Consider the following 15,261-nt stretch of genomic DNA (forward strand, 5'->3'; position numbering starts at 1 on the left):
CGGGTCGATGGGCTGTCGATAGCCGGCAGCCAGTACGCTGTTGCAGCGTTGTGCGTCCCGCCGGGTCAACAGCGGATCGGGACGCATTCGCGGGCGATCCGGGCCATCGATCGGGTCGGCCTTCGCCGCACGGATGGTCGTTTCTCGAGCCGAACGAGTCTGCCGCTGGCCTGGAGATGCTAACCTCTCGGCCTCTCTGAACGACACCGCGTGAAGCAACAGGATTCGACCATGCAAACCGTTGCGGTACTGGACTTCGAAACAACCGGACTTTCGCCGAACCTGGGTGATCGTGCGACCGAAATCGCCGTCATCCTCCTCCGGGACGGACAAGTCGTCGATCGTTTCCAGAGCCTGATGAATGCAGGCAGACGCATACCGTCGGACGTCGTCGCGCTGACCGGCATCACGAACGAGATGATCGCATCGGCGCCGCCGGCATCGAAAGTCATGAAGGAAGCGGCTGCGTTCGTCGGCAAACACGCGGTCGTGGCCCACAACGCCGGTTTCGACAAACGGTTCTGGCAGGCGGAACTCGGGTTGCTTGGCATGACGGCCGAGCATGCCTTTGCCTGCACGATGCTCGTGGCGCGCCGCATTTACCCGGACGCGCTGAGTCATCGCCTGTCGAGCCTCGCGGACATGCTGCGGCTGCCGAAGTCGGGACGGGCGCACCGGGCGATGGTCGATGCCGAAATGGCCAGCCACCTGTGGTGCAGGCTGCAGCAGGACATTGCCCGGACTTACGGGCTGGATCGTATCGATCACGCGCTCATGGCACGTGTCCAGGCAACGGCGAAGGCGAAAGTGCCGATGTACCTGCGCTCGCTCGCGGGCGCGCATGCGTGAGAATCGGTCGACGGCCGCGGGCGATCGCTGTCGGGCACATGACGGATTGCCGCCTCACGCGTGCCACGCGACGTTTCACGACTCAGGCAGCATGTGAGCGCAAAACGGCTTGGGAATCTCCCGACACGCATTGAAAAAAGGCCATGCAGTCGCATGGCCTTGGTCAACGATTGCCGCAGGTACTGAAAATTCGTTATCAGGTGCCTCAGGCGAAAACGGCATTCAGCGTTGCAAGAATTGCGGTCTGGCTGCCCCCTGCCAACGGAACCGTCACCGTCGATCCACTGAAGCCGACCACGCTTTGTCCGGCCGGAGCAGACTGTACGAAACCATTCCGGGTGGTCGAGCCGGCCATACTGCCGAACGGGCCGTAAGTTGCCCCGCTTTTCCCGGTCAATGTGAGTTGCAAAACACATTGCCAGCCGTACCACACGCCCGTGTAGCCGGAAATGGACACGATCGGATCGTCAAGCGGAATATTGATGACCTGGGCAGTCCCGCTGTTTCCGCCGTGTTGCAACAAGGTAAATATTCCGGTTCCCGTTCCCTGGGTGCCGGTGTTATAGGGCCCCGTCCCGGTATTGACGGCCTGAACCGCGTTGAGTACGTCGCCTGACCGGATCGTCACTCGGGTTAGGTTGGGATTACCTGCGGCGCTGATAATAGGTGTGTCGTCGAAGGTGTTGCTGGTGGGCGGATTGCCGAGTTGATCGAGAATCATGAACTGCGCCTGCTCGAACTGGAAGTTTCCAGAATTGAAGCGCCAGACGAAAATATCCTGATAATCATACCGCGTACCCCCGGAAGAAAAACCTTCCGAAACCATGCTCCAGACTTGTTGCGCACTGGCATTGGGGGCTGAATTTCCTGGTTCGAACTGAGCGCCATACCCGATCCTGGACGGCGATATGCCGGCATCAAGAAAATCCGACAGCGGCGTGCCGTCGTAGAATTGAGGCGATACAAAATCGAACTGGCTATTGACCGTAGCGTAATCAATCGAACTGGTGGGCCATGCAGGCGTGAACGATAGATAATATTTCACCGGCTGCCGATCGAATTCGGCGCGAATTGCAGAGAACAGAATCTGGAACTGCGATTGCGTCATTTTATCGGAAACATCGCCTTCCCAATCGATATCCAGGCCATTCATTCCGTTGTTCCGGAGATATGTCACCAGATTATTCGCAAAATTGGCCGCCTGCGTTTGCGGATCCCCACCACCCGAGAAAACCGCCGCCAATGTATTGGCGCCGGAATACACCATCGTGGCCAGAAATTTGATTCCAGGATTCACCTGACGCGCATCACGGAGTACAAAATTCAAATAATCCTGATTGGTCAGCCCACCCGAATGCGATGCGTTGCCGATCTGGATCGTGGAACCCTGTGCGGCGGGAACGACTTCGAAAAAAGCAATGCCAAGAAAATTTGCACTGCCGTAAACCTTGTAATCGATCAGCGATTGATAGCAACTTTCGGGACTGTTGTAGTTGGTTTGTGGCGGTTCGTCTTCGTTCAAGAAAATCCACGCATTGATGCCGTTTTGTAGGTTTGCCATTTTTCTTTCCTGTGACGTAGCGTTTTTTGGCGGTGGCGCACGACGCTGCAACTACAGTAGAAGGCCACCAAATACCACGGCCAATTGACCGTGGCGCATCGGCAATGCGGTCACGCCCGGAGACGATACAGCCACGTAATGAACCAAGGCGTTCCACGTTGCTGAAGACCATTATAGGAAGTGGCAAAAGATAAAACGGCGCAAACTGCGCGAAAAAAACATCGATCCTTTGGGGAAACACGTGACATCAATTCGACGACAAAATCCCTGTCGAGCGCAACAATGCACTTTCGGATTCACCATTCCGGCTTCATTACGCCAACTGGCGACGCATTCGGCGAAGGGCTTCGACGCGGCGCACGGCCGCCGTCGTTTCTCTTCACTCAATAATGTGGGTAATCGTATCGAAGAAAGGAAATATGCCCGCCGGAGATACTGCGACATGCATACCGTCGCGGTCGGCGATCTTGTACAGGGCTGTACGGGATTCAAGAGGATTGCGGAATGCGAATTCAGTGAGCCTCGCTTTTTGTTCTCGTGATGGGCACCGCTTTTACCGTTACCAATCACGAGCCCTCGATGTGCCCGCAAACCCGCACCGCGTCCCGAATTCTGGAAGGAGTTTTACTGCCACGACCGAATCCCGTTGCCGGCAGATTATCGAGTCGCAATCGTGCATTCGGCTACTGCCCGCCCCACTGTCATTGGCAGCGCATACGCGGCGGGCAGTCTCCGGATTCGTAGAAAGTTCGCTTCTACGTCAATGGCTTAGAACCATGCGGATCGCAACGAAAACCCTGCAAGGTCCTGCGTCAGCCAATGATTCAAGAGGAGCTTTTTACCGCTCACTCCCACTCGATCGTCGCCGGCGGCTTGCCCGAGATGTCGTACACGACCCGGTTGATCCCGCGCACCTCGTTGATGATCCGGTTCGACGCGCGGCCGAGCAGCGCGTACGGCAGGTGCGCCCAGTGTGCGGTCATGAAGTCGGTCGTCTGCACGGCGCGCAGCGACGTCACGTAGTCGTACGTGCGGCCATCGCCCATCACGCCCACCGACTTGACCGGCAGAAACACCGCGAACGCCTGGCTCGTCAGGTCGTACCAGGTCTTGCCGACGTCGGCTTCGCCGCACAGGCCGGCAGCCGCATCCTGCGCGGTCGCGGTCGTGTTGCGCAGTTCCTCGATGAAGATCGCGTCCGCGCGGCGCAGCAGGTCTGCATACTCGCGCTTCACTTCGCCGAGAATCCGCACGCCGAGGCCCGGGCCCGGGAACGGATGGCGGTACACCATCTCCGGCGGCAGGCCGAGTGCGACACCCAGCTCGCGCACTTCGTCCTTGAACAGGTCGCGCAGCGGCTCGAGCAGCTTCAGGCCGAGCGTTTCCGGCAGGCCGCCGACGTTGTGGTGGCTCTTGATCGTCGTCGCCTTCTTCGTCTTCGTGCCGCCCGATTCGACCACGTCCGGGTAGATCGTGCCCTGCGCGAGCCACTTCGCCTTCGACAGCTTCTTCGCCTCGGCCTGGAACACCTCGACGAACTCGCGGCCGATGATCTTGCGCTTCGCTTCCGGATCGGTCACGCCGGCCAGGTGGCCGAGGAACTGTTCGGATGCATCGACGTGCACGACCTTCGCATGCAGGCGGCCTTCGAACATGTCGAGCACCATCTTGCCTTCGTTGAGGCGCAGCAGGCCGTGGTCGACGAACACGCAGGTCAACTGGTCGCCGATCGCGCGATGGATCAGCGCGGCTGCGACGCTCGAATCGACACCACCCGACAGGCCGAGAATCACTTCCTCGTCACCGACCTGCTCGCGGATCTTCGCGACGGCTTCCTCGATGTGATTCTTCATGATCCAGTCGGGCTTCGCGCCGGCGATCTGCAGCACGAAGCGCTCGATGATCTGGCGACCCTTCACCGTATGCGTGACTTCCGGGTGGAACTGCACCGCGTAGTACCCGCGCGCCTCGTCGGCCATCCCGGCGATCGGGCAGCTCGGCGTCGACGCCATCAGCGCGAAGCCCGGCGGCAGCTCGGCCACCTTGTCGCCGTGGCTCATCCAGACCTTCAGCATCCCGTGGCCTTCGTCCGTCTTGAAATCCTCGATGCCGTCGAGCAGGCGCGTATGGCCGTGCGCGCGCATTTCCGCGTAACCGAATTCGCGGTGGTCGCTCCACTCGACCTTGCCGCCGAGCTGCACGGCCATCGTCTGCATGCCGTAGCAGATGCCGAGCACCGGCACGCCGAGATCCCACACGGCCTGCGGCGCGCGCAGCTGGTGGTCTTCGTACGTGCTCGCGTGGCTGCCCGACAGGATCACCGCCTTCGGCGCGAATTCGCGGACGAAGTCGTCGGACACGTCGTTCGGATGGATTTCGCAGTAGACGTGCGCTTCACGCACGCGGCGCGCGATCAGTTGGGTGACTTGCGAACCGAAGTCGAGAATCAGGATTTTGTCGTGCATGGCTGCGGACGGGATGAAGAGAATAAGAAAAGCAGCGCATCGTTTGCATCATGCGCTGCGTCAAAAGCATGGACAGCGGCGTCGGGCGGAAAGCTGCACGCGCGACGCATGGCCGGTCAATCCTGCATCGGCGGGCGCTCGTCGAGTGCGACGGTGCCTGACGACGATTGGCCGGATGCGGCCGATGACGGTGCGGCGGCCGGCGACGCCGCCGCGGGACGGCTGACGACGGGTTCGACACGCTGCGGCGCGGCCGACGACGCTTGCGCCATCGCCGGCTCGGCCGGACGCGGCGCCGGCGCGCGCGCCTCGAGCGCCTGCGCTTTTTCGCGCCGACGCACGGCCGATGCGAGCCGCACGCCGCCGAGGCCAAGCACGATCAGCGCGACTCCGGCCACGGCCGACAGCACCCTGCCGGCGGCGGCGAGCGCGGGACCGCTGCCGGTGCCGATCGACCAGACGATCGTCAGCGCGCCGGTCAGCCAGTGCACATGGCCGACCGCGCGCGCGACGGGCGCGGTGAGATCCCCGTTGAACGCTGCATGAAACGCGAGCCACGCGAGCCCGAGCAACGCAATGCCGAACGCCTGGCCGAGCATCGCCGGCTGGACGTTCGCAAGCTGCAGCGCGTTGAAAAGCGACTGCCAGGGCGTCAGCACGAACAGCACGCCGAACGCCAGCAGCAGCACGGCATCGATGATCAGCACGGCTCGCAGCAGCGGTTTCATCGGCGATCAGTCCACGTGGTAGTTCGGCGCTTCCTTCGTGATCTGCACGTCGTGCACGTGCGACTCGCGCATGCCTGCCGCGGTGATCTGGACGAATTCAGCCTTGTCGTGCAGCTCGTCGATCGTGCGGCAGCCGCAGTAGCCCATGCTGGCGCGCACACCGCCGACCAGCTGGAACAGGATCGCGTTGACCGAACCCTTGTACGCGACACGGCCTTCGATGCCTTCCGGCACGAGCTTGTCGATGTTCGCCGAGTTGTCCTGGAAGTAGCGATCCGCCGCGCCGTCCTTCATCGCACCGACCGAACCCATGCCGCGATACGACTTGTACTGGCGGCCCTGGTACAGAAACACGTCGCCCGGCGCCTCTTCGGTGCCCGCGAACATGCTGCCCATCATCACCGCGTTCGCGCCGGCTGCGAGGGCCTTCGACACGTCGCCCGAGAAGCGCACGCCGCCGTCGGCGATGCACGGCACGCCCGTGCCCTTCAGCGCTTCCGCGACGTTCGCGATCGCGCTGATCTGCGGCACGCCGACACCGGCGACGATCCGCGTCGTGCAGATCGAACCCGGGCCGATACCGACCTTGACCGCGTCCGCGCCGTATTCGACGAGCGCCTTCGCGGCGGCGGCCGTCGCGATGTTGCCGCCGATCACTTCGACGTGCGGGAAGTTCTGCTTGACCCAGCGAACGCGCTCGAGCACGCCCTTGCTGTGGCCGTGCGCGGTATCGACCACGATCACGTCGACGCCGGCCTGCACCAGCAGCTCGACGCGTTCTTCGTTGTCCGGGCCGACGCCGACCGCCGCGCCTGCGCGCAGCTTGCCGTGTTCGTCCTTGCACGCATCCGGGTGCTCGGTCTGCTTCGTGATGTCCTTGACGGTCATCAGGCCGCGCAGTTCGAACGCGTCGTTGACGACCAGCACGCGCTCGAGGCGGTGGCTGTGCATCAGCGCCTTCGCTTCGGCGAGCGGCGTGCCTTCCTTGACCGTGACGAGGCGCTCGCGCGGCGTCATGATCGACTTGACCGGCTCATCGAGGCGCGTTTCGAAACGCAGGTCGCGGTTCGTGACGATGCCGACGAGCTGCGGGCCTTCGACGACCGGGAAGCCCGAGATGCCATGCTGGCGCGACAGCGCGATCACGTCGCGCACCTTCATTTGCGGCGGCACCGTGATCGGGTCGCGCACGACGCCCGATTCGAAACGCTTGACCTTCGCGACCTCGCGGGCCTGCTCGGCCGGCGTGAGGTTCTTGTGGACGATACCGACGCCACCCTGCTGGGCCATCGCGATCGCGAGGCGACCTTCGGTGACCGTGTCCATCGCGGCGGACACGAGCGGCATGTTCAGGGAGATGTTGCGGGTCAGCTTGGTCTTGAGGCTGGTGTCGCGCGGGAGAACGTCGGAGAAGGCGGGAACGAGGAGCACGTCATCGAAAGTGAGTGCTTTTTGGATCAGACGCATGGCAAATCCTATGGGCGCAAAAGCGAATTATACGCGAAGCGCCGTGAATTTTCACAACACGAACAACGGCTTAGCCGGTTTCGGCCGTTCGGGGGCCGAATCGTTCGGTTCGCCGTTCGGTTCGTTTTCGATCGCCTTTCGTTTCACCGCCGCATCGAGCCATTCGCGCAACGGGCGGCAACACGGCCCCTCTGCCTGTTGCAAACGGGTCACGCGGCCGAAGCGGCCGCGGCGAAGCAAGGCCCGGCAATGTGTCGAATCGGCCGGCCGGCCTTGAGTTATAGCAGCCCGGCCGCGCGCGCGATCATCACGATGCCGCCGCCGACCGCCACGCAACCGGCGATCCGCTCGACACGCCCGCCGGGCGGCGCGAGACGCTCGGCGGTGATCGCGACCGTCACGGCAGCCATCACGCGCAGGTCCATCATGCCGGCCGCCAGCGCGATCGCCATCAGGTTCCCGCAACAGGCGCCGCAGTGCATGGCGCCCCGCACGCCGTGCCACCATGCCGCACCGGCACCCGCCGACGACCGGTGTGCGTCGCCTGCCGCATGCCGGCAGCACGCCAGCCGCCGGACCTTCCACGCGGAAAATTGCAGCATGCCCGCAACCGACACGACCGCGCCGGCCGCAAACGGCAGCGCACGGGCAAATGCCGGCAGCCGTGCGGCGGCGGCCGTCAGCGCGGCGCCAGCCGGAAACACGAGCGCCCCGAGCGCCATCCACACCGCGAAGTACCCGGCGCCCGCCACGACGACGAGCCAGGCGGAACGCGCCGTCGCCATCGGGCCGATGCGCTGCCGGTATCGCCAGAGCATCGGCGCGAGTACCGGCAGCATCATCGCCACCGTCATCGCGCCCCACATTCCGGTGAACGCCGCGAATGCGCGCCCGGCGCCCCGGCCGCACGGCTGCAGCCATGCGGCCGAAGCCATCCAGCCGCCGGCCATCGGTTCGCTGCCCATCGCGGCCATCGACGCATGCTGCGCCACGGTCGCGAGCGCGGCAACGGCGAACACGGCCACGAGCGCCGCGCCGAACGCTCGCGGATCGGGGCCCGCGTCGCCGGCCGGCGGCCGTGCCATCGCCCGCCCGTCGCCGGCGCGCTCAGCCGCGTGCGTACTCGTCATGACGGCGCCACCACGGTCCGGCCTCGTTGCGTCCGCGCGGCGCGCGATCGAGCCACTGGTACATCCCCCACAGCCCGTCGAGCCCGCGCGCATAGGTGGAGTACGTGTGATAAACGGCGCCGTCCTCGCGCACGAACGCGCTCATCCCCGGCCGGTCGAGCGAATACGTGAGCGCATCGGTGCCGCACGTCGCAGCGAACTGCACGACGGGTGCCGGCGGCGGATCCATGTCCATCGCGTGACCGGCCAGCGCGTAGTTGTATTCGACGGCGCCCGCGCGCTGCTGCGTTTCGGTGAACGACACATTGAAGTCGAAGTTGAAATCGCTGCCGACCGACGACGCCCACGGGAAGCGCCACCCCATCCGCTGCCGGTAAGCGAGGAGTTTCGCGAGCGGCGCACGCGACACGGCGGCGAGCGTCACGTCGTGGTTCGCCAGGTGCACGGCGAAGCCGTCGAAACCGTCGGCGAGCGCCGAACACGACGGGCAGCCTGCCTGGTAGTCGGGGCCGAACATGAAGTGATAGACGAGCAGTTGCGAACGGCCGCGAAACAGGTCGCCGAGCGTGGCCGGCCCGTCTTCGGTGTCGAACCGGTAGGTCTTGTCGACGCGTACCCAGGGCAGCGCCTGGCGCCGCCGCGCGAGTTCGTCGCCTTGCCGCGTCAGCGCCTTTTCCGCGTCGAGCAGCGCGCGCCGCGCGGCCAGCCATTCGTCGCGTGTTCCGGTGAGATGGGTCGTCATTGCGGGTTCCTCCTTCCGATGGGTATCCGGGCACGGCGTCCGGTGCCGTGTGCGTGGTGCTAGATTAGTGGCGGGCATCGGGCCGGAGGGAGTGACAAGTGTGTCGGGATTCGGATGGATTCGGATGGATTCGCTGATCACGGCGGCCGCGCGCGCGCTCGCGGCCGGTGACGCGCTCGGCGCGCTGAACCGCGTCGCGCTGCGCGACGATGCGCCGGCGCTCGCGCTGCGCGGGATCGCGATGGCGCAGCTCGGCGATTTCGAACGCGCGCGCACACTCGTGCGCGGCGCCGCACGCGCGTTCGGCACCCGGGAGGCCGTGGCGCGTGCGCGCTGCGTCGTCGCGGAAGCGGAGATCGCGCTCGCATCGCGCGACTTGCGCTGGCCGACACGCGCGCTCGATGCCGCCTGTGCGACGCTCGACGCGCACGGCGACCGCGCGAACGCCGCGCACGCGCGCTACCTCGGCGTGCGACGGCTGCTGCTGGTCGGCCAGCTCGACGACGCCGAGCGGATGCTCGCGAATCTCGATCCCGCACCGCTGCCGGCTGCATCGCGCGCCGCCCATGAGCTGATCGCGGCCGGCATCGCGATGCGCCGCATCCGCACGCAGGCGGCCCGCGCGGCGCTCGTGCGGGCGCGCGCGGCGGCCCGCGACGCCGGCATCGCCGCGCTGACGGCCGAGATCGACACCGCGGCACGCGTGCTCGACGCACCGGCCGCGCGCCTCATCGCGCGCGGCACGTCGCGGCTCGTGCCGCTCGACGAAGTCGAGACGCTGTTCGCGTCGAACGCACTCGTCGTCGATGCGTGCCGCCACACGGTGCGCGACGCGCGCACGACCGTGTCGCTCGCGCGGCGGCCCGTGCTGTTCGTGCTCGCCCGCGCGCTCGGCGAAGCATGGCCGGCCGACGTGTCGCGAAACGCGCTCGTCGCGGCCGCGTTCCGCGCGAAACACGCGGACGAATCGCATCGCGCGCGCCTGCGCGTCGAGATCGGCCGGTTGCGCGCGGTGCTGCGGCCGCTCGCAAACATCGTCGCGACGCCGCGCGGCTTTGCGCTCGAACCGCTCGGCGTACGCGAGACCGTCGTCCTCGCGCGCCCGGTCGACGATCGCCACGCAGCCGTGCTCGCGCTCCTCGCCGATGGCGAAGCATGGTCGAGTTCCGCGCTGGCGCTGGCCCTCGGCGCGAGCCAGCGCACCGTGCAGCGCGCGCTCGACGTGCTCGCCGAAGCCGACAAGGTCCAGGCGCTCGGCCGGGGCCGCGCGCGCCGCTGGATGACGCCGCCGCTGCCCGGTTTCGCGACGACCTTGTTACTCCCTGCCCCGCTGCCGGGAGATTAGGATGACCTCACCGAACGACGAGGTGACGAACATGAAACGCTCCAGTGCAGAGATCCTTCGCGAATACGGCCCGTTTCCCGGGGTCGACGGCGTACACGGCGTCACGTTCGACGGGAAGTACGTGTGGTATGCGTCCGGCGACAAGCTGAATGCGCTCGACCCGGAGCGCGGCACGACCGTCCGCTCGATCGACGTCGCCGCGCATGCGGGCACGGCGTTCGACGGCCGCCACCTGTACCAGATCGTCGAGGACCGCATCGAGAAGATCGACCCCGAATCGGGCCGCGTGCTCGCGACGATTCCCGCTCCCGGCGGCGGCGGCGATTCGGGGCTGGCATGGGCCGAAGGCGCGCTGTGGGTCGGCCAGTACCGCGATCGCAAGATTCATCAGGTGGATCCGCAGTCGGGCGCCGTGCTACGCACGATCGAGTCGAACCGCTTCGTCACCGGCGTGACGTGGGTCGACGGAGAGCTGTGGCATGGCACCTGGGAAGCCGACCAGGCCGACTTGCGGCACGTCGATCCACGCACGGGCCGGGTGCTCGAGCAGATCGACATGCCGGCCGGCGTCGGTGTGTCGGGGCTCGAATCCGACGGCCACGACCGCTTCTACTGCGGCGGCGGCAACAGCGGCACGCTGCGCGCCGTGCGGCGGCCCGTGCGGGCGCGGGCGCCGGGCGACGGTGCAGCGACGCCCGATCCGGCTGACGACTGATCCGCCGCCTGCCGCGATCGCTGCTGCGCGCCGCGCGCCCACCGGCCTGCACCGAGTGCAGGAATGAACAAGACGACGCCGCGACGGCGTCGCTAAGATGCGCGCTCGTCAGTCATGTTCGGAGCGGTCGATGCAGCGCGGTGTGGTCTATGGTGTCCTGGCAGGTGCCCTGTGGGGCATGGTGTTTCTCGTTCCGCGGCTGCTGACCGACTTCTCGCCGCTGCTGCTGAGCGCCGGCCGCTATGCGATGTACGGTCTCGTGTCGCTCGCGGCCGCGCTGCCGGCCGCCCGCTCGCTGCTCGCGCGACTGACCCGCGAGGATCTCGTCGCGCTGGTCAGGCTCGCCGTCGTCGGCAACGTCGCGTACTACATGCTGCTGTCCGGAGCGGTGCACCTGATCGGCATCGCACCCAGCTCCCTGATCGTCGGCGTGCTGCCCGTCACGGTGACGCTCGCCGGCCTCGGCGACCACGGCGCCGTGCCGCTGCGCCGGCTCGCCGCCCCGCTGGCGCTGGTGATCGCGGGCATCGTCTGCATCAACGTCGACCTGTTCACGTCCGAGGCCGCGCATGCGACGACGCTCGGCCAGAAACTCGCCGGCATCGCCTGCGCGGCGGGCGCGCTCGCGAGCTGGACCTGGTATGCGGTCGCGAACGCACGTTATCTGCAGCGCCATCATCGTTTCGGCGGCAACGAGTGGTCGGTGCTGTGGGGTGTCGTGACGGGCCTGATCGGCGGGCTCGTCTGGATCGCGATCCTCGCGCTGCCGGCCGGCACGTTCCAGGAAGCGGTGCCCGCGTCGCGCTGGCAGTTGTTCTGGCTGCTGAACCTCGTGCTCGCGATCGGTGCGTCGTGGCTCGGCAACGGGCTGTGGAATGCGGCGTCGAAGCGGCTGCCCCTCACGCTGTCGGGCCAGCTGATCGTGTTCGAAACCGTATTCGCGATGCTTTACGCGTTCGTGTACGACCGGCGGATGCCGCATGCGCTCGAGATCGCCGCGCTGGTGCTGCTGCTCGCCGGCGTCTATGGATCGGTGCGCCGGCACGGCGACACGCCCGCCAGCGGCGGGACGTCGGGAAGCGCGCCGGGAAGCGCACCGGCAAACGCGAATGCCGCAGCACACTGAACGCCGCGGCGTTTGCTCAGAAGAATCGTGTTGAAGGACGCGGATCGCTCCGCGTCAGCGCGCGTCCTTGTGCATCCACTTGCGGCCCTCGATGGAGCCGTCGCGGCGAGACTTGTCGACGCGCCGCTGGCGCGCGAGCTTCGGATCGACGATCAACGGGCGGTAGATCTCGACGCGGTCGTGGTCGGCGAGCAGCGTGTCGAGCGGCGCGAGCTTCCCGTACACGCCCGTCTTCGCGTTCGCGAGATCGATTTCCGGATGCAGCGCGAGCACGCCGCTCGCATCGATCGCCGAACGAACGGTCGCCCCTTCGGGCAGCGACAGCGGAATCAGCGTCTGACGATCCGGCAGCGCGTAGCAGACTTCGATCGACAGCATCGCGTCACCCCTTCCCGTAGCGCTGGTCGGCGCGCTTCACGAACGAATCGACGAACGTGTTCGCGATGTGGCTGAACACCGGCCCGATGATCTTCTCGAGCAGGATGTTCGAGAACTCGTAGTGCAGCGCGAATTCGATCTTGCACGCATCGGCACGCAGCGGGATGAAGCGCCACGAACCCGTGAACTTCTTGAACGGCCCGTCCGCGAACTCCATGTCGATCCGTGTCGGACGCTGCTGCGTGTTGCGCGTCGCGAAATGCTGCTTGATACCCTTGAAGTTGATGTCGATGCGCGCTTCCATTCCGCTCTCGTCCTGACGGCGAACCTCGACACCGCCGCACCAGGGCAGGAAATTGGGGTAGTCGGCCACGTCGGTGACGAGGTCGAACATCTGTTCCGCCGAGTGGCGGATCAATACGGTTTTCTGGACATCTGCCATAAATCGCGCGGCATCGCTTAAAGTGGGAACGCCAAGCCGGGCGATTCCCGCCCCGCTTTGCTAAAATCGTGATTTTAAACGAGTTGGCCCGATCCTTTCATGAGCATCATCGACAACAGGAAAGCGCACTTCGATTATCACATCGAGGAACGCTACGAGGCGGGGCTCGTGCTGGAGGGCTGGGAAGTCAAGGCGCTGCGCGCCGGGCGCGGCCAGATCAAGGAAGGCTACGTCGTCGTGAAGAACGCCGAGATCTTCCTGATCGGTACCCATATCAGCCCGCTGCCCGAAGCCTCGACGCACATCAAGCCCGACCCGGTTCGCACGCGCAAGCTGCTGCTGCACCGCGAGGAAATCAAGAAGCTGATCGGCAAGGTCGAGCAGCGCGGCTACACGCTCGTGCCGCTGAACTTCCACTACAAGGGCGGTCGCGTGAAGTGCGACATCGCGCTCGCGAAGGGCAAGAAGCTGCACGACAAGCGCGAAACCGAGAAGAAGCGCGACTGGGAACGCGAAAAGGCACGCATCATGCGCGCCGGCACCTGACGCGCGACGCACCCACGCAAACGACACGGCCCGCTCGAAGCGGGCCGTGTTGCTTTGGACTACGTGAATCGCCGACGCCGGCTGCGCGGCGGCGGCTGAGGCGGCGCGGCTGAGGCAGTTTTCGGCACGCCCTACCGCCTGCGTCGACTGAAGAAAGGTGCCGCGGGCATCATCCGCGCCCCGGCTGCGCGACGATTCGCCGCACATCGATCGCACGCGGCGCGCCCTTCACGCACCGCGTACATCCGACTCAGGCCTTCCCGCCCGAGGGCGCCCCCGCGTTCTTGACGATCGTCAGCGCCGACGAGATCGCGGTGCCGAGATCCGACAGGTTCGACGGCACGATCAGCGTGTTGCCCTGCTTCGCGAGATTCGAGAACGCCCCGACATACTGTTCGGCGACCTTCAGGTTCACCGCATCCATGCCGCCCTGCGACTGGATCGCGTTCGCGATCTTCTGGATCGCCTGCGCGTTCGCCTCGGCCACCGCCAGAATCGCAGCGGCCTCGCCCTGCGCCTGGTTGATCGCAGCCTGACGCTCGCCTTCGGATTTCTGGATCGCCGCTTCGCGCGCGCCCGATGCGAGGTTGATCTGCTCCTGCTTGCGGCCTTCGGATGCGGCGATCAGCGCGCGCTTTTCACGCTCCGCGGTGATCTGCGCCTGCATCGCATGCAGGATTTCCTTCGGCGGCGTCAGGTCCTTGATCTCGTAACGCAGCACCTTCACACCCCAGTTCGCCGCGGCCTGATCGAGCGCCGACACGATGTTGTGGTTGATGAAGTCGCGCTCCTCGAACGTCTTGTCGAGCTCGAGCTTGCCGACCACCGAACGCAAGGTCGTTTGCGCAAGCTGCGTGATCGCGAGCACGAAGTTGCTCGACCCGTAAGACGCCTTCATCGGATCGGTCACCTGGAAGTACAGCACGCCGTCGACCTGCAGCTGCGTGTTGTCGCGCGTGATACAGACCTGGCTCGGCACGTCGAGCGGGATTTCCTTCAGCACGTGCCGGTACGCGATGCGATCGACGAACGGCAGCACGATATTCAGGCCGGGCGACAGCGTCGCGTGATAGCGCCCGAAGCGCTCGAGCACCCACGCATGCTGCTGCGGCACGATCTTCACCGTCTTCGACACGATCACGATCGCGATGACGAGCAGGACAACCCAGATGATCAGCGAATCCATGAAATATTCCCTCCTTGTTGTATCGGCGGACGATCAGCCCGCGGGTTTCGCCACGACCACGAGACAATTGCCGCGCACGGCGCTCACCTGATACACGTGCACATCGTCGCGCTCGCCGTTCGCCAGCTCGACGTCCCAGTCGGCGCCGCGATACTGCACGCGCGCGCGGCCGTCGCGCCACGCATCGACCGTCACGGTCGAGCCGATATCGAGATTGACGTCGGGATTCGTCGACGTGTCGCGCTTCTGCTTGCGGCCGAGCCCCGAGCGGCGCAGCGCGATCATCGCGACGATCGCGACCGCGGCCGCCGCGCCGAACTGCACGTGCGGCGCGAAACCGGCCAGTTGCAGCAAGCCGCCCGCGAGAAAGCCGAGTGCGATCATCAGCAGGTAGAACGTGCCCGTCAGCAGTTCGGCCACGACCAGCACGCCCACCGCGATCCACCAGAACAGATGCCCCGACATCATTTTGGCCTCCAGAAAAACGCCCCCGATACTCACTATATTCGCTGCCGCGAGCGGAGGCGACCGGCACGCCCGGATCGGCACGTTGCGTACCGACAAATAAAAACACCCCGGTG

The 15,261-nt window shown here is 65.6% G+C and carries 15 protein-coding genes; 5 read left to right on the forward strand and 10 right to left on the reverse strand.

Annotation, left to right across the window (positions count from 1 at the left end):
• The first annotated feature begins 231 nt into the window (after nucleotides 1-231).
• Nucleotides 232-849 (forward strand): 3'-5' exonuclease, encoded by a 618-nt coding sequence (locus VK92_RS06560; RefSeq protein ID WP_042975604.1) that lies wholly within the window; start codon nucleotides 232-234, stop codon nucleotides 847-849.
• A gap of 205 nt (nucleotides 850-1,054) precedes the next feature.
• Here the strand turns inward: VK92_RS06560 and VK92_RS06565 are convergent, their stop codons facing one another.
• The 6 genes from VK92_RS06565 to VK92_RS06590 all read right to left on the reverse strand — a co-directional run bounded on the left by VK92_RS06565 (nucleotide 1,055) and on the right by VK92_RS06590 (nucleotide 8,942).
• Nucleotides 1,055-2,410, reverse strand: a complete 1,356-nt coding sequence (locus VK92_RS06565; RefSeq protein ID WP_082160803.1) for a glycosyl hydrolase family 18 protein — start codon at nucleotides 2,408-2,410, stop codon at nucleotides 1,055-1,057.
• Between the two features lie 845 nt (nucleotides 2,411-3,255).
• The gene (gene guaA / locus VK92_RS06570; protein WP_027787108.1) at nucleotides 3,256-4,875 is read right to left on the reverse strand and encodes a glutamine-hydrolyzing GMP synthase; all 1,620 of its coding nucleotides are present in this window, start codon (nucleotides 4,873-4,875) and stop codon (nucleotides 3,256-3,258) included.
• A gap of 116 nt (nucleotides 4,876-4,991) precedes the next feature.
• Complete coding sequence (locus VK92_RS06575) at nucleotides 4,992-5,603, reverse strand: hypothetical protein (RefSeq protein ID WP_048020929.1); 612 nt, start codon at nucleotides 5,601-5,603, stop codon at nucleotides 4,992-4,994.
• A gap of 6 nt (nucleotides 5,604-5,609) precedes the next feature.
• A complete protein-coding gene (guaB, locus tag VK92_RS06580; RefSeq protein ID WP_048020927.1) occupies nucleotides 5,610-7,070 on the reverse strand; it encodes an IMP dehydrogenase in 1,461 nt (486 codons plus the stop codon).
• Nucleotides 7,071-7,348: 278 nt separating this feature from the next.
• Entirely contained in the window at nucleotides 7,349-8,200 is an 852-nt protein-coding gene (locus VK92_RS06585) for a DUF2182 domain-containing protein (RefSeq protein WP_048020925.1), read from the reverse strand.
• Nucleotides 8,178-8,942 (reverse strand): DUF899 domain-containing protein, encoded by a 765-nt coding sequence (locus VK92_RS06590; protein ID WP_048020923.1) that lies wholly within the window; start codon nucleotides 8,940-8,942, stop codon nucleotides 8,178-8,180. The genes VK92_RS06585 and VK92_RS06590 overlap by 23 nt, the downstream gene beginning before the upstream one ends.
• A gap of 124 nt (nucleotides 8,943-9,066) precedes the next feature.
• Between VK92_RS06590 and VK92_RS06595 the strand changes: the two genes are divergently transcribed.
• The 3 genes from VK92_RS06595 (at nucleotide 9,067) to VK92_RS06605 (ending at nucleotide 12,128) form a co-directional block, all read left to right on the forward strand.
• Complete coding sequence (locus tag VK92_RS06595) at nucleotides 9,067-10,287, forward strand: DNA-binding protein (protein ID WP_048020921.1); 1,221 nt, start codon at nucleotides 9,067-9,069, stop codon at nucleotides 10,285-10,287.
• Nucleotides 10,288-10,318: 31 nt separating this feature from the next.
• Nucleotides 10,319-11,002: a Vgb family protein gene (locus tag VK92_RS06600; protein WP_048021136.1), complete on the forward strand. Its 684-nt coding sequence runs from the start codon at nucleotides 10,319-10,321 to the stop codon at nucleotides 11,000-11,002.
• Between the two features lie 130 nt (nucleotides 11,003-11,132).
• The gene (locus VK92_RS06605) at nucleotides 11,133-12,128 is read left to right on the forward strand and encodes a DMT family transporter (RefSeq protein WP_048020919.1); all 996 of its coding nucleotides are present in this window, start codon (nucleotides 11,133-11,135) and stop codon (nucleotides 12,126-12,128) included.
• Nucleotides 12,129-12,182: 54 nt separating this feature from the next.
• Here VK92_RS06605 and VK92_RS06610 read toward each other — a convergent pair whose 3' ends face one another.
• Both VK92_RS06610 and VK92_RS06615 read right to left on the reverse strand, forming a co-directional pair.
• Entirely contained in the window at nucleotides 12,183-12,506 is a 324-nt protein-coding gene (locus VK92_RS06610) for an RnfH family protein (protein ID WP_021159122.1), read from the reverse strand.
• 4 nt (nucleotides 12,507-12,510) lie between these two features.
• Entirely contained in the window at nucleotides 12,511-12,948 is a 438-nt protein-coding gene (locus tag VK92_RS06615) for a type II toxin-antitoxin system RatA family toxin (RefSeq protein WP_048020917.1), read from the reverse strand.
• Nucleotides 12,949-13,047: 99 nt separating this feature from the next.
• Here VK92_RS06615 and smpB point away from each other — a divergent pair, with 99 nt between their 5' ends.
• The gene (gene smpB, locus VK92_RS06620; protein WP_006478511.1) at nucleotides 13,048-13,494 is read left to right on the forward strand and encodes an SsrA-binding protein SmpB; all 447 of its coding nucleotides are present in this window, start codon (nucleotides 13,048-13,050) and stop codon (nucleotides 13,492-13,494) included.
• Nucleotides 13,495-13,744: 250 nt separating this feature from the next.
• Here smpB and VK92_RS06625 read toward each other — a convergent pair whose 3' ends face one another.
• Both VK92_RS06625 and VK92_RS06630 read right to left on the reverse strand, forming a co-directional pair.
• Nucleotides 13,745-14,680 (reverse strand): SPFH domain-containing protein, encoded by a 936-nt coding sequence (locus VK92_RS06625; protein ID WP_048020915.1) that lies wholly within the window; start codon nucleotides 14,678-14,680, stop codon nucleotides 13,745-13,747.
• Nucleotides 14,681-14,713: 33 nt separating this feature from the next.
• On the reverse strand, nucleotides 14,714-15,148 hold the full coding sequence (locus VK92_RS06630; protein WP_048020913.1) for an NfeD family protein: 435 nt from the start codon (nucleotides 15,146-15,148) through the stop codon (nucleotides 14,714-14,716).
• Between the last annotated feature and the right edge of the window lie 113 nt (nucleotides 15,149-15,261).

This window comes from Burkholderia sp. LK4, from assembly GCF_001043615.1.
Classification (GTDB): domain Bacteria; phylum Pseudomonadota; class Gammaproteobacteria; order Burkholderiales; family Burkholderiaceae; genus Burkholderia; species Burkholderia cepacia.